The sequence below is a fragment of the Streptomyces typhae genome, from assembly GCF_009755605.1.
GTDB classification, from domain to species: domain Bacteria; phylum Actinomycetota; class Actinomycetes; order Streptomycetales; family Streptomycetaceae; genus Streptomyces; species Streptomyces typhae.
This window is the reverse complement of the sequence record NZ_WPNZ01000002.1, coordinates 469,357-493,038: the sequence shown is the minus strand read 5'-3', so window position 1 is coordinate 493,038 and position 23,682 is coordinate 469,357. Positions and strand designations below refer to the sequence as shown.

At 71.5% G+C, this 23,682-nt stretch carries 15 protein-coding genes; 9 read left to right on the top strand and 6 right to left on the bottom strand.

What is annotated here, in order from left to right:
• Window positions 1–69: 69 nt before the first annotated feature.
• Together GPA10_RS06360 and GPA10_RS06355 are read left to right on the top strand one after the other, a co-directional pair.
• The gene (locus tag GPA10_RS06360; protein ID WP_157164679.1) at window positions 70–2,769 is read left to right on the top strand and encodes a ComEC/Rec2 family competence protein; all 2,700 of its coding nucleotides are present in this window, start codon (window positions 70–72) and stop codon (window positions 2,767–2,769) included.
• 301 nt (window positions 2,770–3,070) lie between these two features.
• Window positions 3,071–3,952, top strand: a complete 882-nt coding sequence (locus GPA10_RS06355) for a YceI family protein (RefSeq protein WP_343040408.1) — start codon at window positions 3,071–3,073, stop codon at window positions 3,950–3,952.
• Between the two features lie 62 nt (window positions 3,953–4,014).
• On the opposite strand, the gene GPA10_RS06350 is transcribed toward GPA10_RS06355, so the two are convergent.
• Window positions 4,015–4,260, bottom strand: coding sequence for a hypothetical protein (locus GPA10_RS06350; protein ID WP_343040407.1), 246 nt, complete (start codon window positions 4,258–4,260; stop codon window positions 4,015–4,017).
• Window positions 4,261–4,331: 71 nt separating this feature from the next.
• Here GPA10_RS06350 and holA point away from each other — a divergent pair, with 71 nt between their 5' ends.
• Window positions 4,332–5,318, top strand: a complete 987-nt coding sequence (gene holA / locus GPA10_RS06345; protein ID WP_157164564.1) for a DNA polymerase III subunit delta — start codon at window positions 4,332–4,334, stop codon at window positions 5,316–5,318.
• Between the two features lie 546 nt (window positions 5,319–5,864).
• On the opposite strand, the gene rpsT is transcribed toward holA, so the two are convergent.
• Window positions 5,865–6,131, bottom strand: a complete 267-nt coding sequence (gene rpsT / locus GPA10_RS06340) for a 30S ribosomal protein S20 (protein ID WP_058845685.1) — start codon at window positions 6,129–6,131, stop codon at window positions 5,865–5,867.
• Between the two features lie 201 nt (window positions 6,132–6,332).
• On the opposite strand from rpsT, the gene lepA reads away from it, so the two are divergent.
• Both lepA and GPA10_RS06330 read left to right on the top strand, forming a co-directional pair.
• The gene (gene lepA, locus GPA10_RS06335) at window positions 6,333–8,198 is read left to right on the top strand and encodes a translation elongation factor 4 (protein ID WP_058845684.1); all 1,866 of its coding nucleotides are present in this window, start codon (window positions 6,333–6,335) and stop codon (window positions 8,196–8,198) included.
• Window positions 8,199–8,515: 317 nt separating this feature from the next.
• Complete coding sequence (locus tag GPA10_RS06330; protein ID WP_343040406.1) at window positions 8,516–10,405, top strand: AMP-dependent synthetase/ligase; 1,890 nt, start codon at window positions 8,516–8,518, stop codon at window positions 10,403–10,405.
• Between the two features lie 49 nt (window positions 10,406–10,454).
• Here GPA10_RS06330 and GPA10_RS06325 read toward each other — a convergent pair whose 3' ends face one another.
• Both GPA10_RS06325 and GPA10_RS06320 read right to left on the bottom strand, forming a co-directional pair.
• Window positions 10,455–11,039, bottom strand: coding sequence for a response regulator (locus tag GPA10_RS06325; protein ID WP_058845682.1), 585 nt, complete (start codon window positions 11,037–11,039; stop codon window positions 10,455–10,457).
• A 13-nt stretch (window positions 11,040–11,052) separates the two neighbouring features.
• Complete coding sequence (locus tag GPA10_RS06320) at window positions 11,053–15,249, bottom strand: HAMP domain-containing protein (protein ID WP_157164676.1); 4,197 nt, start codon at window positions 15,247–15,249, stop codon at window positions 11,053–11,055.
• A gap of 951 nt (window positions 15,250–16,200) precedes the next feature.
• On the opposite strand from GPA10_RS06320, the gene GPA10_RS06315 reads away from it, so the two are divergent.
• Window positions 16,201–18,141, top strand: a complete 1,941-nt coding sequence (locus GPA10_RS06315) for a SpoIIE family protein phosphatase (RefSeq protein WP_343040405.1) — start codon at window positions 16,201–16,203, stop codon at window positions 18,139–18,141.
• A 118-nt stretch (window positions 18,142–18,259) separates the two neighbouring features.
• On the top strand, window positions 18,260–19,492 hold the full coding sequence (gene hemW, locus GPA10_RS06310) for a radical SAM family heme chaperone HemW (RefSeq protein WP_157164561.1): 1,233 nt from the start codon (window positions 18,260–18,262) through the stop codon (window positions 19,490–19,492).
• A gap of 47 nt (window positions 19,493–19,539) precedes the next feature.
• On the opposite strand, the gene GPA10_RS06305 is transcribed toward hemW, so the two are convergent.
• On the bottom strand, window positions 19,540–20,358 hold the full coding sequence (locus GPA10_RS06305) for a DUF3097 domain-containing protein (protein ID WP_157164560.1): 819 nt from the start codon (window positions 20,356–20,358) through the stop codon (window positions 19,540–19,542).
• A gap of 23 nt (window positions 20,359–20,381) precedes the next feature.
• Window positions 20,382–21,146 carry an MBL fold metallo-hydrolase gene (locus tag GPA10_RS06300; RefSeq protein ID WP_157164559.1) on the bottom strand — a complete coding sequence of 255 codons (765 nt, stop codon included), beginning with the start codon at window positions 21,144–21,146 and terminating at the stop codon, window positions 20,382–20,384.
• 299 nt (window positions 21,147–21,445) lie between these two features.
• Between GPA10_RS06300 and hrcA the strand changes: the two genes are divergently transcribed.
• A complete protein-coding gene (gene hrcA / locus GPA10_RS06295) occupies window positions 21,446–22,462 on the top strand; it encodes a heat-inducible transcriptional repressor HrcA (protein WP_058845676.1) in 1,017 nt (338 codons plus the stop codon).
• Complete coding sequence (gene dnaJ / locus GPA10_RS06290; RefSeq protein WP_058845675.1) at window positions 22,463–23,602, top strand: molecular chaperone DnaJ; 1,140 nt, start codon at window positions 22,463–22,465, stop codon at window positions 23,600–23,602.
• Window positions 23,603–23,682 lie beyond the last annotated feature (80 nt).

Sequence of the window (23,682 nt, the reverse complement as noted above, 5' to 3'; positions counted from 1 at the left end):
CGCCCCGGCCGGGGGACGCGCGGCGGCCAGGGGGTGCGCGGCAGCGCGCCATCGCGTCCCGAAGGCCCGATGGACCTGCGCCTGGTGCCGCCTGCCCTAGGTGCCTGGGCGGCGGCAGCCCTCGCGCTGACGGCTCCGCCCCACTTGGTGGCGACCGGGGGCGTGGTCTGCGTCGTGGTGGCCGGAGCCCTCCTGGTGTCGTGGACGGCGAGCGGACGTGGAGTCGGGCCAGGCGGCGGACCCGCCGACGGCCGTGCGGGTCCCGTCCGACGCGGGACGCCGCGGCCCGGGTCCCGGATCGGTGCGGCGGCCGCCCTGCTGTGTACCGCCGCGTCGGCGGCGGTGGCCGGTCTGCATGGAGCGGACCTGCACCGGGGCCCGGTCCCCGCCCTCGCCGAGCGGTACGCGGAGGTGATGGCGGAGGTAGAGGTGACGTCGGACCCGCACCGCACCCGACCTCGGGTGACGGGGGACCGCGCGGCACCACCGTCGATCGTGATGAACGCCGAGGTGGTCCGGGTCAGGGAGACCGATGGCACGACGAGGAGGACGCGGGCGCCGGTGCTGGTCGTGGTGCGGGAGGAGAAAGGGGAGGACGGCGACGGAGCGGGAGCGGCCGCACGCGAGGCGATCGCAGAGGAGGCAACCGGACGGGAGGCGATCGCGCGGGAGGCGGCCGGACGCGAGACGGTCGCAGGGGAAGCAGCCGGAAGGAAGACGATCGCAGGGGAGACGGTTGGACGCGAGGCGGTCTCAGGGGAGGCGGCCGCAGGGCAAGCGGCCTGGTTGGAGTTGTTGCCGTCGACGCGGCTCCGGGTGCGGGGCACTCTCGCGGCGCCGTGGCCGGGGAGCGAGCGGACGGCGGCGGTGCTGCGGGTGTCCGAGGGGCGGGGGCCGCCGATCGTCGGAGGGCCGTCGAGGACGCAGCGGCTCGCGGGGCAGTTGCGGGCGGGACTGCGGGAAGCGACGGACGGGCTGCCGGACGATGCTCGCGCGCTGCTGCCGGGCCTGGTGATCGGGGACACGGCCAGGGTCCCGCCGGACCTGGACCAGGCGTTCAGGGCGACCGACCTCACGCATCTGCTGGCGGTGAGCGGCGCCAACCTCACCATCGTCCTGGCCCTGCTGATCGGCCCGCCCGGCACCGCGCACCGTGCGGAGCGGCGGGGACTCGCTCCGAGGCTGGGGATCCCGCTGCGGACGACGGCGCTGCTCGGTGGGGGACTGACGCTCGGGTTCGTCGTGGTGTGCAGGCCGGAGCCGAGTGTGCTGAGGGCGGCGGCGTGCGGGCTGATCGTGCTGCTGGCGATCGGTACGGGGCGGCGCAGATCGCTGGTGCCCGCGCTGGCGGCGGCGGTGCTGCTCCTTGTGCTGTACGACCCGTGGCTGGCGCGTAGTTACGGGTTCCTGCTTTCGGTGCTCGCCACGGGGGCGTTGCTCCTGCTGACGCCGAGGTGGAGCGCGGCGCTGCGGCGGCGGGGGGTTCCGGGGCGGCCGGCGGAGGCATTGGCGGCAGCGGCGGCGGCGCAGGCGGTGTGCGCGCCGGTGGTGGCGGTGCTCGCGGCACGGGTGAGTCTGGTGGCGGTGCCGTGCAACCTGCTGGCGGAGTTCGCGGTCGCGCCCGCCACGGTGCTGGGGTTCGCGGCGCTGGCGGTGGCGCCCGTGGCCATGCCGGTGGCGAAGGGCATCGTATGGTGCGCGAGATGGCCGGTGGAGTGGATCGCGGGCATCGCGCGGACCGGGGCGGCGCTGCCGGGCAACGGGGTCGACTGGCCGGGCAGTTGGGGCGGCGCGCTGCTGCTTGCGGTCGTCACGGCCGGGGCGGTCCTGGCCTGCGGGAGGCTGGCACGGCACCCGTGGCTGAGTGTCCTGTGTGTGCTGCTGCTCCTCCTGGTGATCGTGCAGCCACCGCCGCTCACCAGGGTCGTCGTGGGGTGGCCGCCTCCGGGGTGGCGGCTGGTGATGTGCGACGTGGGGCAGGGAGACGCGACCGTGCTCGCGGTGGGCGAGGGTGCGGGGGTGGTGGTCGACGCGGGGCCCGATCCGGTGCTGGTCGACCGGTGTCTGCGGTCGCTCGGGGTCACGCGGGTGCCGTTGGTGCTGCTCACGCACTTCCACGCGGACCATGTGGCGGGGTTGCCGGGGGTGTTGCGGGGGCGCTCGGTGGGGGCGATCCAGACGACGGGATTTCAAGAGCCGCCGGGGCAGGCCGCGTTCGTGCGCGGGCAGGCGGCGGCGCGCGGGATTCCGGTGACGGCGGCCGTGGCGGGGGAGCGGCGGAGGGCGGGGGAGTTGGACTGGCGGGTGCTCTGGCCGCCGCCAGGCGGGGCGGGGCGTCCGGAGGGGCCGAACGACGCGAGCGTCACGTTGTCGGTGCGGGTCGCGGGGCTGTCGCTGCTGCTGCTCGGGGACCTCGAACCACCAGCACAGCGTGCCCTGTTGCGCACGCCGGGCGGGGCGGGCCTTGCGGGGGTGGATGTGTTGAAAGTGGCGCATCACGGTTCCGCGTACCAGGACCCGTTGCTGCTGCGGCAGACGGGAGCGAGGCTCGCGCTGATCTCGTGCGGCGCGGACAACCCCTACGGTCACCCCTCGCCCCGGACGGTGGCGGCACTGCGGGCCGGGGGCGCGAGGGTGGTGCGGACGGACACGAGCGGCGCGATCGCGGTGACCGGAGGGCGGACCGGGGCGGGGGCGGCAACAGGGGCGCCTGGGCGAGGTGCGGGTGGCGGCGAGGCGGTCGGGTTGCGGGTGACGACTCGGCGGTGACGACTCGGCGGTGAGGGCGGGGCGGGTGGGGGAGGGGGAGGGGGGAGGGGGGGGGAAGCCCCCGGGGGAAGCGGAAAGCGGAAGCGGGAGCGGTTACGTTCGGTAAGGGCGGACAGGGAGCGCAGGTGTGGCGAAGTCGGGCGGAACGATTAATTCGGGTCAGGGGGACAGCGGGGGCGGTCCGGTCATTTCTGCAATGTTCTTGTTGAAGCGTGCGCGTTTGCATCGAAAGCCGCAACGGTGATCGAATGCCTCTTCGTTGCAAGTGTTGTGTTGTCAAGGCCCTCGGGGGTGTGTCGCGGTGTTCGGCCGGTGGCTGGGAAATCTTTCGAGCCGAGGCGGGAGGTCCGGTCCGCTGTCGGCGGTGGCGGTGCCCACCGGCGCGGGAGTGCTCAGTTGTCGGGTGCTGGACCCGGTCAACGAGCCGGTGCAGCACGCCGAGCTGACCGTCACGGACGTCATGGGGCGCAAGGTCGTCACTGGGGGGACGGACCCGTTCGGGTCGTTCGTGGCGACGGTGCCGGCGGGGGAGTACCGCTTGGCGGTGTCGGCGGAGGGGTTCACGCCGTACCGGGCGAACGTCACGGTGGGTGACGGTGCGCATGCGTCGATGGGGGATGTGACGCTGCAGATCGCGCAGCTCGCGGCGTTGCCGGAGCCCGGGGACTGGGACCTGGACCCGCTGCACTCCTCGATCGCGTTCACGGCACGGCATATCGGTCTGGCGCGGATCCGCGGCCGGTTCAACACGTTCGCGGGGGTGATACGGCTGGCCGAGCGGATGGAGGAGTCCGCGATGCACGTCGTGATCGACGCCTCGTCCATCGACACGGCCGTGAAGATGCGCGACGACCATCTGCGGTCGGGGGACTTCCTGGATGTGGCGCGGTTCCCGACGATGGAGTTCTACAGCGACCGGTTCGTGCACAAGGGAGGCACGCGCTGGGCGATCACCGGGGCGCTCTCGCTGCACGGTGTGACGCGGACGGTGACGCTGGACACGGAGTACCTCGGGGTCGGGCACGGCCTGGAGGGCGAGACGCGGGCCGCGTGCAGGGCGACGACCGAGCTGCACCGGGACGACTTCACCATCACCTGGCAGACGATGCTCGCCCGTGGCATCGCGGCGGTCGGCGCCAGTATCACCATCGAGCTGGACATCCAGGTCCTGCCCAAGAGCTGACCGGGCGGAAGGCCCCCTGCCGGGCTGGCGTGCCGGCCTGGGTCACGGCGCGGGGGCCCGGGTCACGGTGCCTCCAGCCAGCCGTCGAACTCGGCCGCCAGGGCGTCCAGTTCCGTGGGGTCGAGGCGCCGCTCGGGGTCCTCGACGACCACCAGCCACTGAGCGTCCTCGGCGTCGTCCTCGCCGGCGAGGGCGTCGCGGACGAGCTGGGGTTCGTCGCGGACGCCGAAGCGGTCGGGGAGCTCTTCGGCGATCTGTTCCGCGGCGTCGCGGTCGGGCAGTACCAGGACATGTCGTACGTCGGTCACCTGCACATTCTCCGGTACCGGTGAAGCGGGACGCGCCGGGCTGTCAGTGGCGCGTGGGATGCTTGGCGACGATGGCCAGGAAGAACGCACACGACAACCCGCTCGCTCCTGTCACGGTCGCCGTGGGGCAGGAGGATCTGCTGCTCGACCGTGCCGTGCAGGAGGTCGTCGCCGCCGCGCGGGCGGCGGACGCCGACACGGACGTGCGGGACCTCACGCCCGACCAGCTGGCGCCGGGCACGCTCGCCGAGCTGACCAGCCCCTCGCTGTTCGCCGAGCGCAAGGTGGTCGTCGTCCGCAACGCGCAGGACCTGTCGGCGGACACCGTCAAGGACGTGAAGGCGTATCTGGGGGCGCCCGCCGAGGAGATCACGCTCGTGCTGCTGCACGCGGGCGGTGCCAAGGGCAAGGGGCTCCTCGACGCGGCGCGCAAGGCGGGGGCGCGGGAGGTCGCCTGCCCGAAGATGACCAAGCCGGCGGACCGGCTGTCCTTCGTGCGGGGTGAGTTCCGGGCGCTCGGACGGTCGGCGTCGCCGGAGGCGTGCCAGGCCCTCGTCGACTCCATCGGCAGTGATCTGCGGGAGCTGGCGTCGGCGGCGGCGCAGCTCGTCGCGGACGTCGAGGGCACGATCGACGAGGCGGTCGTCGGGCGGTACTACACGGGGCGGGCGGAGGCCTCCAGCTTCACCGTGGCCGACCGGGCCGTGGAGGGGCGGGCGGCGGAGGCCCTGGAGGCGCTGCGGTGGTCCCTGGCGACCGGTGTCGCGCCCGTGATGATCACGTCGGCCCTGGCGCAGGGTGTGCGGGCCATCGGCAAGCTCTCCTCCGCCCGCGGCGGACGGCCCGCCGACCTCGCCCGGGAGCTGGGGATGCCGCCCTGGAAGATCGACCGGGTGCGGCAGCAGATGCGGGGGTGGACGCCGGACGGCGTCGCCGCAGCCCTGCGTGCCTGCGCCGAGGCCGACGCGGGCGTCAAGGGAGGCGGCGACGACCCCGAGTACGCACTGGAGAAGGCCGTGGTCACCATCGCCCGCGCAGCCCGCTCCCGCCGAGGCTAGACCCCCACGGCCCAGGCAGCACTGTTCCCGCCAGGGCCAGGGCCAGGGCCAGGGCCAGGGCCAGGGCCAGGCCCAGGGCAGGGGCCAGGGCCCATGCCTGTGCGGCACGCCCATGCCGGCGGGGGCCAGGGCTCCACGCCCGCCGCAGCCCGCTCCCGCCAGCGCTGGAGGCCCCACGCCCAGGCAGCACGTTCCCGCCAGAGCCAGAGCCAGAGCCAGAGCCAGAGCCAGGGCCAAGGCCAGAGCCAGAGCCAGGGCGATGCCAGGCCCAAGGCCCATGCCCGAGCGGCACCCCCTGTCAGCGAGCCCGGAAGCCCTCAGAACCCCCAACGCAAAGACCCGCAAACCCAAAAACCCCGCACCCATCCCAAAAAGGGACGAGACGCGGGGTCTCGGTTGAAGCTCAGAAACCTCTGATCTGAAGCTCTACAGCTCTGAGTAGATCCACACCCGCGTGGCGAACGCAGGCCGCGTGTGGATCGGGGTGCTGGGCGGGAGCGGAAGAGAGAGGGCCCGCTCGGGTCCGTCCAGCGGTCACATCACTGCTCAGCCCTTGAGGGTCGCGACCTTCGAAGCAAGCGCCGACTTCTTGTTGGCGGCCTGGTTCTTGTGGATGACACCCTTGGAGACGGCCTTGTCCAGCTGGCGCGCGGCCTCGCGGGACAGCTCGGTCGCCTTCTGGGCGTCACCGGCGGCAACGGCCTCGCGGGCCTTGCGGACAGCGGTCTTCAGCGAGGACTTGACGGCCTTGTTGCGCAGGCGCGCCTTCTCGTTGGTCTTGTTCCGCTTGATCTGGGACTTGATGTTCGCCACGAAAGAGCCTTTTCAGGTTCAGGTACTGCCGAGTTTTCTGACAAGCGCCTCGCGCTGAGAGGGCTACGAGACACAGCTGCCCACGGTACCAGCCGCCGTCCGACCGGCCCAAACCGATCCCCGCGGCCCACCCGTGGGACGATGGAGGCTACGTATCGATCCGACCCGAGGCATAAGGCGCCTCAAGAGACAGGACCCTGCGTGCCCGCGACCCCTAAGAATGTGCCCGAACCGAGCCGTACCGACCCGGCTCTGATCCGCAATTTCTGCATCATCGCGCACATCGACCACGGCAAGTCCACGCTCGCCGACCGCATGCTGCAGCTGACCGGTGTGGTCGAGCAGCGGCAGATGCGTGCCCAGTATCTCGACCGCATGGACATCGAGCGCGAGCGCGGTATCACGATCAAGTCTCAGGCGGTGCGTCTGCCCTGGGCCCCCACCGAGGGCCCGGATCAGGACAGGACGCACATCCTGAACATGATCGACACCCCCGGCCACGTGGACTTCACCTATGAAGTCTCGCGTTCGCTCGCGGCCTGCGAGGGCACGATCCTCCTCGTCGACGCGGCCCAGGGCATCGAGGCGCAGACCCTCGCCAACCTGTATCTGGCCATGGAGAACGACCTCAAGATCGTTCCGGTCCTCAACAAGATCGACCTTCCGGCCGCGCAGCCGGAGAAGTTCTCCGAGGAGCTGGCCAACCTCATCGGGTGCGACCCCGAGGACGTGCTCAAGGTCTCCGCGAAGACCGGGCTCGGCGTGGAGGCGCTGCTCGACAAGGTCGTCGCCGAGGTCCCGCCGCCGGTCGGTGTCGCCGACGCGCCCGCCCGCGCGATGATCTTCGACTCGGTCTACGACTCGTACCGTGGCGTGGTCACGTACGTACGAGTCGTCGACGGTCAGCTCAACAAGCGTGAGCGGATCCGGATGATGTCGACCGGCGCCACCCACGAGCTTCTGGAGATCGGTGTCTCGTCGCCGGAGATGACCGCGGCCGACGGCATCGGCGTCGGTGAGGTGGGTTACCTCATCACCGGTGTGAAGGACGTCCGGCAGTCCAAGGTCGGTGACACGATCACCTCCCTGAACAAGGGCGCCACGGAGCCGCTCGGCGGCTACAAGGACCCCAAGCCGATGGTGTTCTCGGGCCTGTATCCGCTGGACGGCTCGGAGTACCCGGACCTCCGCGAGGCCCTGGACAAGCTGCAGCTCAACGATGCCGCGCTCGTCTACGAGCCGGAGACGTCCGCCGCTCTCGGCTTCGGCTTCCGCGTGGGCTTCCTCGGCCTGCTGCACCTGGACGTGATCCGTGAGCGCCTGGAGCGCGAGTTCGGGCTCGACCTGATCGCCACCGCCCCCAACGTGGTCTACCGCGTGATCATGGAGGACGGCGCCGAGCACACGGTCACCAACCCGAGCGAGTTCCCCGAGGGCAAGATCGACCAGGTCTTCGAGCCCGTCGTGCGGGCCACGATCCTCGCGCCGAGCGAGTTCATCGGTTCGATCATGGAGCTGTGCCAGAACCGGCGCGGGGTCATGCTCGGCATGGACTACCTCTCCGAGGACCGCGTCGAGATCCGGTACACGCTGCCGCTCGCAGAGATCGTCTTCGACTTCTTCGACCAGCTGAAGTCCAAGACGCGCGGGTACGCATCGCTGGACTACGAGCCCACCGGTGAGCAGTCCGCGCAGCTCGTCAAGGTCGACATCCTGCTGCACGGCGACAAGGTCGACGCGTTCTCGGCGGTCACGCACAAGGACCAGGCGTACGCGTACGGGGTGCGGCTCGTCGCCAAGCTGCGGGAGCTGATCCCGCGGCAGGCCTTCGAGGTGCCCGTGCAGGCCGCCATCGGGTCCCGGGTCATCGCCCGCGAGACCATCCGCGCCATCCGCAAGGACGTCCTCGCCAAGTGCTACGGCGGCGACATCTCGCGTAAGCGCAAGCTGCTGGAGAAGCAGAAGGAAGGCAAGAAGCGGATGAAGATGGTCGGCTCCGTGGAGGTCCCGCAGGAGGCCTTCATCGCGGTGCTCTCCAGCGACGAGGGCTCCGCGAAGAAGAAGTAGCCTCCGCGCACCGCCCCCGGGGGTCCCCGGAGCACGAAGAGCGCCCGCCCGGTCCCGGGCGGGCGCTCTTCGTGCTCCCTGCCCTTCCCCTCACGGGCGTGCCCCGCCCGCTGTGAGAAAGAACCCGTGGCAAGTGAAGGGCGGCATCCCCTTACGCGCTGGCCGCGCGGCCTTTACTCTGATCACTGCTCGGAGGTTACTCGCAAGTTAAACAAGCGCCGGAAGAGGCGCGCGAGCGTGGTAGCCGCACCCAGTGAATGGGCAGCCAGTCAGCCATAAGGACAGACGCACGCACCGTCGCGGGCCCGGAGGATGTCGTGAGCGACACACAGACCTTGATCGATGACCGACCGCCCTCCGTGGCGCACCTCCTCCTGGAGCGGGTGGCGGCCACACCTGACGCCGAGGCCTACCGCTATCCCGTCCCGGCGGCGTCGGGCGAGGGGCCCGACGACTGGAAGTCGCTCAGCTGGGCCGAGGCCGCCGACCGGGTCTTCGCCATCGCGGCCGGACTCGTCGACCTGGGCCTGCGCCCCGAGGACCGGGTGGCCCTCGCCTCCGCGACGCGTGTCGAGTGGATCCTCGCCGACCTGGGCATTCTCTGCGCCGGTGCGGCCACGACCACCGTCTATCCGCAGACCAACGCCGAGGAGTCCGCGTTCATCCTCGGTGACTCCGGCAGCCGGGTCCTGATCGCCGACAACGCCGAGCAGCTGGCGAAGGCGCGCGAGCAGCGGGGGAACCTGCCCGAGCTGAAGCATGTGGTGGTCTTCGACGCCGAGGGTGTGGAGCCCGCCGCGGAGGACCCCGAGGGGTGGGTGCTCACGCTCGCCGACCTGGAGGCCCGCGGCGCCGCGTATCTGGAGAAGAACCCGGTCGCGGTCAAGGAGCGCATCGACGCGATCCGGTCCGATCATCTCGCGACCATCATCTATACGTCGGGAACCACGGGCCGCCCCAAGGGCGTGCGGCTCCCGCACGACAACTGGTCGTACATGGCCAAGGCCATCGCGGCCATCGGGCTGCTCTCCGCGGACGACGTGCAGTATCTGTGGCTGCCGCTCGCGCACGTCTTCGGCAAGGTCCTGACCAGCGGCCAGATCGAGCTCGGGCACGTCACCGCCGTCGACGGCCGCGTCGACAAGATCATCGAGAATCTGCCGGTGGTGCAGCCGACGTACATGGCCGCCGTGCCGCGCATCTTCGAGAAGGTCTACAACGGCGTCGCGGCCAAGGCGCGGGCCGGCGGCAACGCCAAGTACAAGATCTTCCAGTGGTCGGCGGAGGTCGCCCGGGAGTACGCGAGGACCAGCCAGGACAACTTCCGGCGCACCGGTGTCGCCTCCGTGCCCTTCGGGCTCGGCGCCAAGCACAAGGTCGCCGACAAGCTCGTCTACGCCAAGCTGCGGGAGGCCTTCGGCGGCCGGCTGCGGGCGGCGGTGTCCGGCTCGGCGGCGCTCGCGCCCGACATCGGGTACTTCTTCGCGGGTGCGGGCATCCACATCCTGGAGGGCTACGGCCTCACGGAGTCCTCCGCCGCGTCGTTCGTGAACCCCGGCGAGGCCTACCGCACCGGAACCGTCGGCAAGCCGCTGCCCGGCCTTGAGGTGCGGATCGCGGACGACGGCGAGATCCTGCTGCGCGGCCCCGGCATCATGGAGGGCTACCACGGCCAGCCGGAGAAGACCGCCGAGGTCCTGGAGTCCGACGGCTGGTTCCACACCGGGGACATCGGCGAGCTGTCCGTCGACGGCTATCTGCGGATCACCGACCGCAAGAAGGACCTGATCAAGACGTCCGGCGGCAAGTACATCGCGCCCGCGGAGGTCGAGGGCCAGTTCAAGGCCGTGTGTCCGTACGTCTCCAACATCCTCGTGCACGGCGCCGACCGGAACTTCTGCACCGCCCTCATCGCCCTCGACGAACCGGCCATCCTGGCCTGGGCGGAGGAGAACGGCCTCGGCGGCAAGCCGTACGCCGACGTGGTCGCGGACCAGGCGACGGTCACGCTGGTCGAGGGGTACGTGAAGCAGCTCAACGACGGTCTCCAGCGCTGGCAGACCATCAAGAAGTTCGAGCTCCTCCCGCGCGACCTCGACGTCGAGCACGGCGAGCTGACGCCCAGCCTGAAGCTGAAGCGCCCGGTCGTGGAGCGCGAGTACAAGGAACTCATCGAGAAGATGTACGCGGGATCGCGCGAGGCCTGACCGGCAGCCCGACGGCTGTCGGCGCGGGCGGGCCGGTCACCCGGTCCCGTCACCCGGTCCGTCCGCGCCGCATCTCCCGCAGCAGCTCCTCCATGTGCGTGACCTGGTGGCGCAGTTCGAGTACGTCGTTCAGGGTGCTCGCCGCCATATGGCGCTCGACCACGGCGAGCCGCTCGGACAACTCGTCGAACTGCACCTGCTCGCGCGCGAGCATCCGCTCCAGCTGCTGGTTCTTGCGGTGCAGGTCCAGGAAGACGGTGACCTTCGCGCGCAGCACCCAGGGGTCGAAGGGCTTGGTGAGGTAGTCCGCCGCGCCCGTCGCGTAGCCCCGGAAGGCATAGCCCGCGTCGTTGTCGGTGCCCGTCAGGAAGATGATGGGCACGTCCTTCGTCTGGTCGAGGCGCTTGATGTTGGTCGCGGTCTCGAAGCCGTCCATGCCCGGCATCCGGACGTCCAGAAGGATCACGGCGAAGCGCTGCCGCAGCAGTGCCTTCATCGCCTCCTCACCGGACCTGGCCCGGACGAGCGGCTCGTTCAGGGAGCCCAGGACCGCTTCGAGGGCCATCAGGTTGTCCTCCATGTCGTCGACAAGGAGGATGCTCGCGCGGCTTTCGGTCGCCGCCTCTGTGCTCATGGTGGCAAGTGCCTCACTCGGTCGTGGGCGGAACAGCAGGCTCTCCCGGTGTGCCGTGCTGGTCCGGGGCTGCTGAGGTGTCGGGTCCTTCGAAGTGGTCGAGGACGGCGGGCGGGAGGGTCGGGGCGATCGTCGCGGGGTCCTCGGGCAGCGCGTGCTCCTCCAGGGCCACGGGCTGTTTGTAGGCCGCCGCACCCTCGGGGTCCAGGAGCGAGCAGACGACGGTCAGGAGCTGGTCCACGTCCACCGGTTTCGGCACATAGTCGGTGGCGCCCTGCGAGATCGCCTTCTCGCGGTCGCCGGGCATGGCCTTGGCGGTCAGCGCGACGATGGGCAGGCCGGTCCAGCGCGGGGTGCGGCGGATGGCGGCGATGGTCTCGTAACCGTCCATCTCCGGCATCATGATGTCCATCAGGATCAAGTCGGTGTCGGGGTTGCGCTCCAGGGTCTCGATGCCCTCGCGGCCGTTCTCGGCGTAGAGCACCACCAGGCCGACCCGGCTGAGGACATGGGTCAGCGCGAAGACGTTGCGGATGTCGTCGTCGACGATGAGCACCCGCCGGCCCGGCAGGGTCTGCCCGGCCCGGCCCTCCTTCCACGCCTCCAGCTTGGTCGGCGCGGGCCAGTTGTCGTCCGGCTCGGGCACGGTGCCCACGGCCGTGGCGTTCTCCATGCTGTCCTGGGCGGGCGTGGGCGCCGGGAGCGTGCGCGAGGAGGCGTACGCGACGGCCGCCGCACCGTGGCCCGGGTGCACCACGGGGACGTACAGCGTGAAGGTGGAGCCCTCGCCCGGCCTGCTCTCCGCGGTGATGCGCCCGCCGAGCAGCCCCGCGATCTCGCGGCTGATGGACAGGCCGAGTCCGGTGCCGCCGTACTTGCGGTTGGTGGTGCCGTCGACCTGCTGGAACGCCTCGAAGATGACCGGGAGCTGCTCGGGCGGGATGCCGATGCCGGTGTCCTTGACGGTGAAGCTGACGACGTCGCCGCGGTCGCTCATGAGCGGGTCCGACGACTGGTCGACGTGCTGGACGCGCAGCTCGACGCGGCCGTTGGCGGTGAACTTGACCGCGTTCGACAGGAGGTTGCGCAGGATCTGCTGGAGGCGCTGCTCGTCGGTGAACATCTCCCGCGGTACGTCGTTGCCGACGTTCACGTCGAAGGCGAGCCCGCGGTCGAGCGTGAGCGGGCGGAACGTGGCGTGCACATAGTCCAGGACCTTGATCAGCGGGAGCTTCTTGGGGCGTACGTCCATGCGGCCCGCCTCGATCTTCGACAGGTCGAGGATGTCGTTGATCAGCTGGAGCAGGTCCGAGCCCGAGCGGTGGATGGTGGTGGCGAACTGCACCTCCTGGTCGGAGAGATGGCCGTCGGGGTTGTCGGAGAGCAGCCGGGCCAGGATGAGCAGGGAGTTCAGCGGGGTGCGCAGCTCGTGCGACATGTTCGCGAGGAACTCCGACTTGTACTGCGAGGACGTGGCGAGCAGGGCCGCCTTCTCCTCCAGTTCGGCGTTCGAGCGGCGCAGCTCCGCCTGTTGGCGCTGGAGCTCGTCGGAGCGTTCCTGCAACTGGGTGGCGAGCCGCTGGGACTCGCTGAGCAGGGACTCCGTACGGGAGTTGGCGATGATGGTGTTGATGGCGACGCCGATGGTGTTCACGAACTGGTCGAAGAACGCCAGGTGGACGTCGGAGAAGCGGGAGAACGTGGCCAGTTCGATGACGCCGAGCAGCTTGTCCTCGAACAGGATCGGGATGATGACGACACTGGCGGGGGAGGCGTCCCCGAGCCCTGAGTGGATCTTGATGTAGTCGGGCGGCACCTCGTCGAGGAGGATGCGCTTCTTCTCCAGGGCCGCCTGCCGCACCAGGCCGTGCGCGGGCATGCCGCCGGTGTCGACCAGGAAGCCCGCCTCGGTGCCGCGGTCCTGGGCGGAGCCGTACCCGGCGATGAAGGCGAGGCCCTTGGCGGGTGAGGTCTGCAGCGGCGCGGTGCCCTCGGCGTCCGGGTCGGCCAGGAAGAACGCGCCGTACTGCGAGTTCACCAGCGGGGTCAGCTCGCGCAGGATCAGGTCGGCGACCTCCATCAGGTCCCGGTGGCCCTGCATCAGGCCCGCGAGCCGGGCCAGGTTCGACTCCAGCCAGTCCTTGGCGCGAGTGGTCTCGCGGAGGTTGGACACCATCAGGTTGATGTTGTCCTTCAGCTCGGCGACCTCGCCGCGCGTCTCCACGGTGATGGAGCGGGACATGTCGCCCTGCGCCACCGCGGAGGCGACCTCGGCGATCGCGCGGACCTGCGTGGTCAGGTTCAGCGCCAGTTCGTTCACGTTCGTGGTCAGGCGCTTCCAGGTGCCATACACGCCCTCGACCCGGGCCTGCCCGCCGAGCTGTCCCTCCGAACCCACCTCGCGGGCCACGCGGGTGACCTCCGAGGAGAACGACGACAGCGTGTCCACCATGGTGTTGATGGTGGTCTTCAGCTCCAGGATCTCGCCGCGCGCGTCCACGTCGATCTTCTTCGACAGGTCGCCCTGCGCCACCGCCGTCGCGACCTGCGCGATGTTGCGGACCTGCCCGGTGAGGTTGTCCGCCATGTAGTTGACGTTGTCGGTGAGGTCCTTCCACACGCCCGACACGCCGAGGACCTGGGCGCGGCCGCCGAGCCGCCCGTCGGTGCCGACCTCGCGGGCCACACGCGTGACCTCGTCGGCGAACGCGCGCAACTGCTCCACCATCGTGTTGACGGTGTCCTTCAGCTCCAGGATCTCGCCGCGCGCCGTCACCGTGATCATCTTCGACAGGTCGCCGTTGGCGACGGCGGTGGTGACCTGGGCGATGTTGCGGACCTGGGAGGTGAGGTTCGACGCCATGAAGTTGACGTTGTCCGTCAGCTCCTTCCAGACGCCGCTGACGCCGCGCACCTGCGCCTGACCGCCGAGGTTGCCCTCGGTGCCGACCTCGCGGGCGACGCGGGTGACCTCGTCGGCGAAGGCGGAGAGCTGGTCGACCATCGTGTTGATCGTCGACTTCAGCTCCAGGATCTCGCCCTTCGCCTCCACGGTGATCTTCTTGCTGAGGTCGCCCTGGGCGACGGCGGTCGACACGAGCGCGATGTTGCGGACCTGGGAGGTGAGGTTGTCCGCCATGAAGTTGACGTTGTCGGTGAGGTCCTTCCACACCCCGGAGACACCGCGTACGTGGGCGCGCCCGCCGAGGTTGCCCTCGGTGCCGACCTCGCGGGCGACGCGGGTGACCTCGTCGGCGAATGCGGAGAGCTGGTCGACCATCGTGTTGACGGTGTCCTTCAGCTCCAGGATCTCGCCGCGGGCGTCGACGGTGATCTTCTGGCTCAGGTCGCCGTTGGCGACGGCGGTGGTGACCTGGGCGATGTTGCGGACCTGGGAGGTGAGGTTCGACGCCATGAAGTTGACGTTGTCGGTGAGGTCCTTCCACACCCCGGAGACACCGCGGGCCTGTGCGCGTCCGCCGAGGCGGCCCTCCGTGCCGACCTCCCGAGCCACCCTGGTCACCTCGGCTGCGAACGCCGACAGCTGCTCGACCATCGTGTTCACGGTCAGCTTCAGTTCGAGCAGTTCGCCGGTGGCCTCCACGGTGACCGTGCGGGTCAGGTCGCCCTGTGCGACGGCCGTGGTCACCAGGGCGATGTCGCGGACCTGCGCGGTCAGCCGCGAGGCCATGGTGTTCACGGCCTCCGTCACGTCCCGCCAGCTCCCGGACAGGCCGCGCACCTTGGCGCGGCCACCGAGGCGGCCCTCGGTGCCGACCTCCCGCGCCACCCGGGTGACTTCGCCCGTGAAGAGGGACAGCTGGTCGACCATCGTGTTGACGGCGCGGCCGAGGCGGCGCAGGTCGCCGCGCAGCTCGCGGGAGCCGTCGTGCAGGTCGACGCGCTGGGTGAGGTCGCCGCCCGCGACGGCGTTGAGGACCCGGGTCGCGTTCGTGGCGGGCGCGACGAGGGAGTCGAGGAGCGAGTTCGCCTCGATGATGCGGGTGGCCCAGCTGCCCTGCCCCGGGCTCGCCGTGAACCGCTCGTCGAGCCGGCCGTGGCGGACCATCTCCCGGCGTACGCGGATCAGCTCGTGGTCGAAGTGCGTGGAGCGGTCCACCAGTTCGTTGAACACCGTGACCAGCTCGGCGACCACGCCGGAGCCGGTGTGCGGGGCCTTGGTGAAGTTGCCGTCGCGGGCGGCCCGCATGGCGGCGAGCAGGACCCGCAGCTCGGAGTCGGTCTCGGCGGACAGGTCCATCGGGCCTCCGGCGGGCGTTCCGGTACTCGGCCCGGCGTTCGGCTCGGTCACCCGCGTGGACTTGGCGGCCCGCCGGGGGGACGACCGCGGGGCGGACGCCTTGGCCGGCGCGTTGCCCGGCGCTGCGGCGGGGGCTTCGGCGGAGCCCTTGGCGGAGGCGGTGACACGGGCCTTGGCAGGGGTTTTGGCCGCTGCCCGCTCGATCGGCCTCCGGGGCGGGGCGGAGGGCTCGGGCGACCGTGCGGCCGGGATCGCCGCTCTGTCCGACACGGGCTCTCCGGCCATGTCCCTCACCGTCTCTCTCGGCGTCTCCGGCGGCGTCTCACGCGCCTCGGGAGCCCGTGTCGGCTCGTTCCGTGCGGAGGCCGCGTCGTCCGGTGCGGAGGCCGCGTCGTCCCGTGCGGAGGTCGCGTCGTCCCGTGCGGCGATCGCGTGGTCCCGTACGGAGGTCGCGGTCGCGTCGGAACTGCTCTTGTCGGACCGCGCTCTCTTGTCAACGCCCGTTGCTCCGCCGGTGCTTGGCGGTAACGGACGGTCAGGGTGGCCGGGCGTCAAGGGCGACACGGCCGAGTGGGCCCGCCCGGTGGCGGCTGGCCTGATCCCGTCGGACGCCGGGGCCGCCGCCGTGCCCGCCGCCGGAGGCCCGGTCCGCTGGTCGGCATCCGTGCTGGCCGGTGAGGGCAGGTGGCCCGGCCCGGGGGCAGGACTCCGCGCCGGGCTCGGCGCGGGACCTCCCGCGGCGGCGATTGACGGAATCTGACCGCGTCCGAGCGCGGGCGTAGCACTGTTCTCACTCATGGTGGCCCACTTCGGTGACTCGGTGCTTATGGGCCCAACCAGTCTGTCACTCTGTCCGTGTCGCCTGAGGCGTATTCGTCCGAACTGCTCAGGAGCCGCACTGTGGGGGCCATTCCGATGCAACGGGAGACCGCATTCCGCGCTGCCGGCAAGGGCGCGGCTCGCTCCGTACCACCGCCGGTGGTGCGCACGTCGCTGCCCGGAAACCCGCTGGCCCCCGCGGCGGCCCGCAAATTCGTGCGCGCCGCCCTCGGCGACTGGGCCGAACTCGGCACGCCCGCCGCGGCCGGCCTCACGGACCGCCTCGCCGACGACGCGGTGCTCCTGGTCAGCGAGCTGGCGACGAACGCGGTGGTGCACGCGGGCACAGCCGTCGACATCCTGTGCCGGTTCGACCCGGCGGTCCCGGGCGAGAGCTCCGACGCCCTGGTCGTCGAGGTGTCCGACCACCACCCGGCACGCGCGGTCCGCAACGAACGGCGCGCCCCGCAGCCCGGCACCCCGGAGTACGGCCGCGGCCTCCAGCTCGTCGCCATGCTCTCCGAGGCCTGGGGCATCACCTACCGCTCCGGCACCAAGACGGTCTGGGCGCGGCTCCCCGTCGACGCCGACGCCGAGGCCGTCGCCCCCGCTCCACAGGACCTGGAGACGCACCAGGGCGACCCGGAGACGTCCCAGCGGGAGCTGCGCGCCGCCGAGATACTGGCGCCGATGCCCAAGAGAGCCCCGCACGACACGGACTGGATCAACCGCGGTGCGCTCACCTTCCTCGCTGAGGCCTCCGACCTGCTGGCCGGACAGTTCGACGAGAACCTGGTCGCGGCCCTCGCGGGCCAGCTGCTCGTGCCGCGGCTCGCGGACTGGTGCGCGGTGTGGCTCGACGACGAGGCCGAGGGACCGGGGCGCGCGCTCGATGGACGCGCGCCCGGCACACGCCTCGCGCGCGTCTGGCACACGAGTGAACAGCGCATAGAGGAGCTGCGCCGGCTCCTGGAGAAGGACCCGCCCCGGCTCACCGAGGCGGTCGGGTCGGGCGCGGTCACCGTGCAGTGGCCCGGGGAGGCCCTCGGCGTCGGCGAGTCGGCGGGGGCGGCGCTCGCGTACCGCCTGGTGGCGGGCGGACGGCAACTGGGCACGCTGGTCATCGGCAGGGCGGGTCTGCTGCGCTTCCCCGACGAGGCCACCGGCCTCGTCGAGGACTTCAGCCGCCGGGTGGCGCTCGCGATCAGCGCGGCCCGCCGCTACCAGCGCCAGGCCACCATCAGCAAGGTCCTCCAGCGCGGCCTGCTGCCGGGCGCCCTCGCGGAGATCCCGGGCGTGGAGAGCGGCATCGTGTACGAGCCGCGGGAGCAGGGCGGCCCCGGCGGCGACTTCTACGACGTGTTCCCCGCCGGGCAGGGCCGCTGGTGCTTCGCGCTCGGCGACGTCCAGGGCAAGGGGCCGGAGGCGGCGGTCGTCATCGGGCTCGCCCGGCCCTGGCTGCGGCTGCTCGCCCGCGAGGGCTACGCCGTCGCCGAGGTCCTCGACCGCCTCAACCAGCTCCTGCTCGACGACGCCACGGAGGCCGCCGACGCGGCCGCGGCCGTCCTCGCCGTCGCGGGCGGCCAGGGCGACCCGTCCGACGGCCCGACCTCCCGCTTCCTCTCCCTGCTCTACGGCGAGCTCGTCCCGTACGAGGGCGGCGTGCGCTGCACGGTCGCGTGCGCCGGGCACCCCCTGCCGTTGCTGCTCGGCGCCGACGGCGTGGTCCGGTCGCTCGCGACACCGCAGATGCTCCTCGGTGTCGTCGACGACGAGACGTACATCAGCGAGACCTTCGACCTGAAGCCCGACGACACGCTGCTGTGCGTCACGGACGGCGTGACGGAGCGCCGCTCCGGACGGCACCTCTTCGACGACGGCGACGGCCTCGCGAAGGCACTCGCGGGCTGCGCGGGCCTGGACGCGGGCCTCGTCGCCGAGCGCATCCGCCGCCTGGTCCACGAGTACTCCCCGCATCCGCCCGACGACGACTTGGCGCTGCTGGTCCTCCAGGCGAAGTGACGCGCACGGTCTCGGTACGGCCGGGGTGAGCAGGATCGGCCCGTCCGGCGCTCGACGACGAGCCCGCAGGGCGATCGACGGCGCTCCCCACCCCGCGGGGTGCGGGACAATGGAAGGCATGCCTTCCGCACTGCCCGATGGTGAGCCCATGCCCGAGGACGGGACGCTGCCCGCGTCCGCCCTCCGGGGAGCGGGCGAGCGACCGCTCGGCTTCTACCTGCACGTGCCGTACTGCGCGACCCGCTGCGGCTACTGCGACTTCAACACGTACACCGCGACCGAGCTGCGCGGCACGGGCGGCGTCCTCGCCTCCCGCGACAACTACGCCGACACCCTCGTCGACGAGGTCCGCCTCGCCCGGAAGGTCCTCGGCGACGACCCGAGGCCGGCGCGGACCGTCTTCGTCGGCGGCGGTACGCCCACGCTCCTCGCCGCCGACGACCTCGTCCGCATGCTGACGGCCGTACGCGACGAGTTCGGGCTCGCGGACGACGCGGAGATCACCACGGAGGCCAACCCGGAGTCGGTCGGCCCCGCCTATCTGAGCGCCCTGCGCGAGGGCGGCTTCAACCGGATCTCCTTCGGCATGCAGAGCGCCAAGCAGCACGTCCTGAAGATCCTCGACCGTACGCACACGCCGGGACGGCCCGAGGCCTGCGTAGCCGAGGCGCACGCGGCGGGCTTCGAGCACGTCAACCTCGACCTGATCTACGGCACCCCCGGCGAGACCGACGACGACTGGCGGGCGTCCCTGGACGCGGCGATCGGCGCGGGCCCCGACCATGTCTCCGCGTACGCGCTGATCGTCGAGGAGGGCACGCAGCTCGCGCGGCGGATCCGGCGCGGGGAGGTGCCCATGACGGACGACGACGTGCACGCGGACCGCTATCTGATCGCCGACGAGGTCCTCGGCGCTGCCGGGTTCGACTGGTACGAGGTGTCGAACTGGGCCACGTCCGAGGCGGGGCGGTGCCTGCACAACGAGCTGTACTGGCGGGGGGCCGACTGGTGGGGGGCCGGGCCGGGGGCCCACAGCCATGTGGGGGGTGTGCGGTGGTGGAACGTGAAGCATCCCGGGGCGTACGCGGGGGCCCTTGCCGGGGGGCGGTCGCCCGGGGCCGGGCGGGAGGTTCTCTCCGCGGAGGATCGGCGGGTCGAGCGGATCCTCCTCGAGCTGCGGCTCCGGGAGGGGTGTCCGCTGTCGCTGCTGAAGCCTGCGGGGCTCGCGGCTGCCCTGCGGGCGCTTTCCGAGGGGCTGCTGGAGGGTGGGCCCTATGCGGCGGGGCGGGCCGTGCTCACCCTGCGGGGACGGTTGCTCGCTGACGCGGTGGTGCGGGATCTGGTCGACTGACCTCGGGGGGCGCGGGGCGCTAGGGGTTACGGGGGACCGCCGCCCGGTCAGGGAGCCGTCACGAAATCGATCAGCTCTTCCACTCTGCCCAGGAGCGCCGGCTCCAGGTCCTTGTAGCTGCGCACCGAGCCCAGGATCCGTTGCCAGGCCGCGCCCGTGTTGAGGGGCCAGCCCAGGGCGTCGCACACGCCGGTCTTCCAGTCCTGGCCCCGGGGGACGCGGGGCCAGGCGGTGATCCCGGCCGCGGACGGCTTCACGGCCTCCCAGATGTCGATGTAGGGGTGGCCGACGACCAGGGCGTGGGGGCTGGAGACGGACGCGGCGATGCGGGACTCCTTCGTACCGGGTACGAGGTGGTCCACGAGGACGCCGAGGCGGGCGTCGGGGCCGGGGGCGAACTCGGACACGATGGCGGGCAGGTCGTCGATGCCCTCCAGGTACTCGACGACGACGCCCTCGATGCGCAGGTCGTCGCCCCAGACCTTCTCGACGAGTTCGGCGTCGTGCCGCCCCTCCACGTAGATGCGCCCCGCGCGGGCCACACGCGCCCGCGCGCCGGGCACGGCGAGGGACCCGGAGGCGGTGCGGGCGGGCGTCCGCGGCGTGGCGACGGCCGATGGGCGCACGAGGGTGACGACGCGCCCCTCCAGGAGGAACCCGCGGGGCACCATCGGGAACACCCGGTGCTTGCCGAAGCGGTCCTCCAGGGTGACCGTCGGCCCCTCGGCGGTCTTCTCGCAGCGGATCACCGCACCGCAGAAACCGCTGACGGCCTCCTCCACGACCAGGTCGGTCTCGGCGGGCACCTCCGGGACGGCCGTCGGCTTCTTCCACGGCGGGGTGAGGTCCGGGTTGTAACTGCGCATGGGCCAGACGTTATGGCATGGCGTCAGGTGCCGCCGAACCGGCGGGCGAGGGTGTCGCGTTGGCGGCGCACGAAGGCGGCGTCGACCACGGCCCCGTGTCCGGGCACGTACACGGCGTCCGGGCCGCCGAGGTCGAGCAGCCGGTCGAGGGCCGCGGGCCAGTGCGCGGGCGCGGCGTCGGGCCCGGCCTGCGGGTCCCCGGACTCCTCGACCAGGTCGCCGCAGAAGACGACCTCGGGCTCGCCGGGGCCGCCGGGCACGAGGACGGCCAGGTCGTGCGCGGTGTGGCCGGGCCCGACGTTGGCGAGCAGCACCCGGGTGCCGCCGCCCAGGTCGAGGGTCCACTCGCCGCTGACCAGGTGGCGGGGGCGGACGAGGAGGTCGGCGGCCTCGGCGGCGGCGGCCGGGTCGAGGCCGTGGGCGACGGCGTCGGCACGCAGGGCGTCGCGTCCGGTGTCCAGGACGGTGTCGACGCCGACGGCACCGAACACCTCGACGCCCGCGAACGCCGCCGCGCCGAGCACGTGGTCGAAGTGGGGGTGGGTGAGCGCGAGATGGGTGACGCGGCGGCCGCCGCCGAGGAGGTGCCGGGCCTCGGTGCGCAGGCGGGCGCCCTCGCGCAGGCTGGCGCCCGCCTCGATCATCAGGGCGGCGTCGGCACCGACGACGAGGCCCGCGGTGCAGTCCCACACGGGCAGCCGGCACCGCCCCACGCGCGCGGAGAGCCGCTCCCAGCCTGATTCCGCCCAGGCCGGGGCCACGACCGGGGCGGGCGGGTAGGTGTCCATGGCACGACGCTAGCGCCACGGGCCCCGCAGAGCAGGACGGTCCCCGCGCCGACCACCCGCGGCATGACAAGGACCACGACATGAACCGTGACAAGGACCATGGCATGGACCGTGACAAAGACCATGGCGAAGACCGTGACAAAGACGTCGGCCCTTGCCGGGCCTGTACCCACCGGCCGTACACTGATGCGTCGAGGGTTGGCACTCGCCGCGGGTGAGTGCCAAGGTGACCAGGGCGAGGGGCCACCGCGGGGGCTGCGGGGGCCCAGGGTGCGGGACGACAGGTGGAGGTGTGCGCGATGCTCAGTGAACGCAGGCTCGAAGTGCTGCGCGCCATCGTCCACGACTATGTCGGCACGGAGGAGCCCGTCGGCTCCAAGGCGCTGACCGAGCGCCACCGTCTCGGTGTCTCCCCGGCCACGGTCCGCAACGACATGGCGGCCCTGGAGGAGGAAGGGTTCATCGCCCAGCCGCACACCAGCGCCGGGCGCATCCCGACCGACAAGGGCTACCGCCTGTTCGTGGACCGGCTCGCCGGTGTGAAGCCGATGACGGCGCCGGAGCGGCGCGCTATCCAGAACTTCCTGGACGGCGCGGTGGACCTGGACGACGTGGTGGGCCGCACGGTGCGGCTGCTCGCGCAGCTGACCCGGCAGGTCGCGGTGGTGCAGTATCCGTCGCTGACCCGGTCCACGGTGCGGCATGTGGAACTGCTCTCGCTGGCTCCGGCCCGGCTGATGCTGGTCCTGATCACGGACACGGGGCGGGTCGAGCAGCGCATGATCGACTGCCCGGCGCCGTTCGGTGAGATGTCGCTCGCGGACCTGCGGGCGCGGCTGAACAGCCGGGTCGCGGGCCGCCGCTTCTCCGACGTGCCGCAGCTGGTGCAGGACCTCACCGAATCCTTCGACAAGGACGACCAGGGCACGGTGGCCACGGTCCTGTCCACGCTCCTCGAAACCCTCGTCGAGGAGACCGAGGAGCGGCTGATGATCGGCGGTACGGCCAATCTCACCCGCTTCGGACATGACTTTCCCCTCACCATCAGGCCCGTACTGGAGGCCCTTGAGGAACAGGTCGTGCTCCTCAAGTTGCTTGGTGAGGCGACGGATTCGGGCATGACCGTCAAGATCGGGCACGAGAACGCCCACGAGGGGCTCAGCTCCACGTCGGTCGTCTCCGTCGGCTACGGTTCGGGGAGCGAGGCAGTGGCCAAGCTGGGCGTGGTCGGACCGACCCGCATGGACTATCCGGGAACGATGGGAGCAGTACGCGCAGTGGCACGTTACGTCGGACAGATCCTGGCGGAGTCGTAAGTGGCCACGGACTACTACGCCGTACTCGGCGTGCGCCGCGACGCTTCCCAGGACGACATCAAGAAGGCATTCCGGAGGCTCGCCCGCGAGCTGCACCCGGACGTCAACCCCGATCCCAAGACGCAGGAGCGCTTCAAGGAGATCAACGCCGCGTACGAGGTGTTGTCGGACCCGCAGAAGAAGCAGGTCTACGACCTCGGCGGCGACCCGCTGTCCCAGGCCGGCGGCGCCGGTGGGGCGGGCGGCTTCGGAGCGGGTGGCTTCGGCAACTTCTCCGACATCATGGACGCGTTCTTCGGTACGGCGTCGCAGCGCGGCCCGCGGTCGCGGACGCGGCGCGGCCAGGACGCCATGATCCGCCTGGAGATCGACCTCGACGAGGCGGCCTTCGGCACCACGAAGGACCTCCAGGTCGACACGGCGATCGTCTGTACGACCTGTTCCGGTGAGGGCGCCGCGCCCGGCACCTCCGCGCAGACCTGTGACATGTGTCGCGGTCGCGGTGAGGTGTCGCAGGTCACGCGCTCCTTCCTCGGCCAGGTCATGACCTCGCGTCCGTGCCCGCAGTGCCAGGGGTTCGGGACCGTGGTGCCCACGCCGTGCCCCGAGTGCGCGGGCGACGGGCGGGTCAGGTCGCGGCGGACGCTCACCGTGAAGATCCCCGCCGGTGTCGACAACGGCACCCGGATCCAGCTCGCCGGTGAGGGCGAGGTGGGACCCGGTGGCGGTCCCGCCGGTGATCTGTACGTGGAGATCCACGAGCTGCCGCACCCGACGTTCCAGCGGCGCGGGGACGATCTGCACTGCACGGTCACGCTGCCGATGACGGCTGCGGCGCTCGGTACGAAGGTGCCGCTGGAGACGCTCGACGGCACCGAGGAGGTGGACATCCGTCCGGGGACGCAGTCGGGGCAGTCGATCCCGCTGCACGGGCGCGGTGTCACCCACCTGCGGGGCGGCGGGCGCGGTGACCTCATCGTGCACGTCGAGGTCCTGACCCCGACGAAGCTCGACCCGGAGCAGGAGCGGTTGCTGCGGGAGCTTGCGCAGCTGCGCGGGGAGGAGCGGCCCACGGGGCAGTTCCAGCCCGGTCAGCAGGGGCTGTTCTCTCGGCTCAAGGACGCTTTCAACGGGCGGTGACGCCTTGGGCAGCGGCCCGGGGTGAGCGGTGATTCCGCTCACCCCGGGCCCTTTCCCTTCGCCCTTGCCTTGCTCCGGCA

Bases quoted from the DNA above. Each gene is read 5' to 3' on its own strand.
- holA (WP_157164564.1), top strand. From the start codon at position 4,332: ATGGCCAGGAAGAACGCACACGACAACCCGCTCGCTCCTGTCACGGTC.
- GPA10_RS06305 (WP_157164560.1), bottom strand. From the start codon at position 20,358: ATGCGCAGTTACAACCCGGACCTCACCCCGCCGTGGAAGAAGCCGACG.
- hrcA (WP_058845676.1), top strand. From the start codon at position 21,446: ATGCTCAGTGAACGCAGGCTCGAAGTGCTGCGCGCCATCGTCCACGAC.
- GPA10_RS06320 (WP_157164676.1), bottom strand. From the start codon at position 15,249: ATGCGGGCCGCCCGCGACGGCAACTTCACCAAGGCCCCGCACACCGGC.
- hemW (WP_157164561.1), top strand. From the start codon at position 18,260: ATGCCTTCCGCACTGCCCGATGGTGAGCCCATGCCCGAGGACGGGACG.
- GPA10_RS06300 (WP_157164559.1), bottom strand. From the start codon at position 21,146: ATGGACACCTACCCGCCCGCCCCGGTCGTGGCCCCGGCCTGGGCGGAA.
- GPA10_RS06360 (WP_157164679.1), top strand. From the start codon at position 70: ATGGACCTGCGCCTGGTGCCGCCTGCCCTAGGTGCCTGGGCGGCGGCA.
- GPA10_RS06325 (WP_058845682.1), bottom strand. From the start codon at position 11,039: ATGAGCACAGAGGCGGCGACCGAAAGCCGCGCGAGCATCCTCCTTGTC.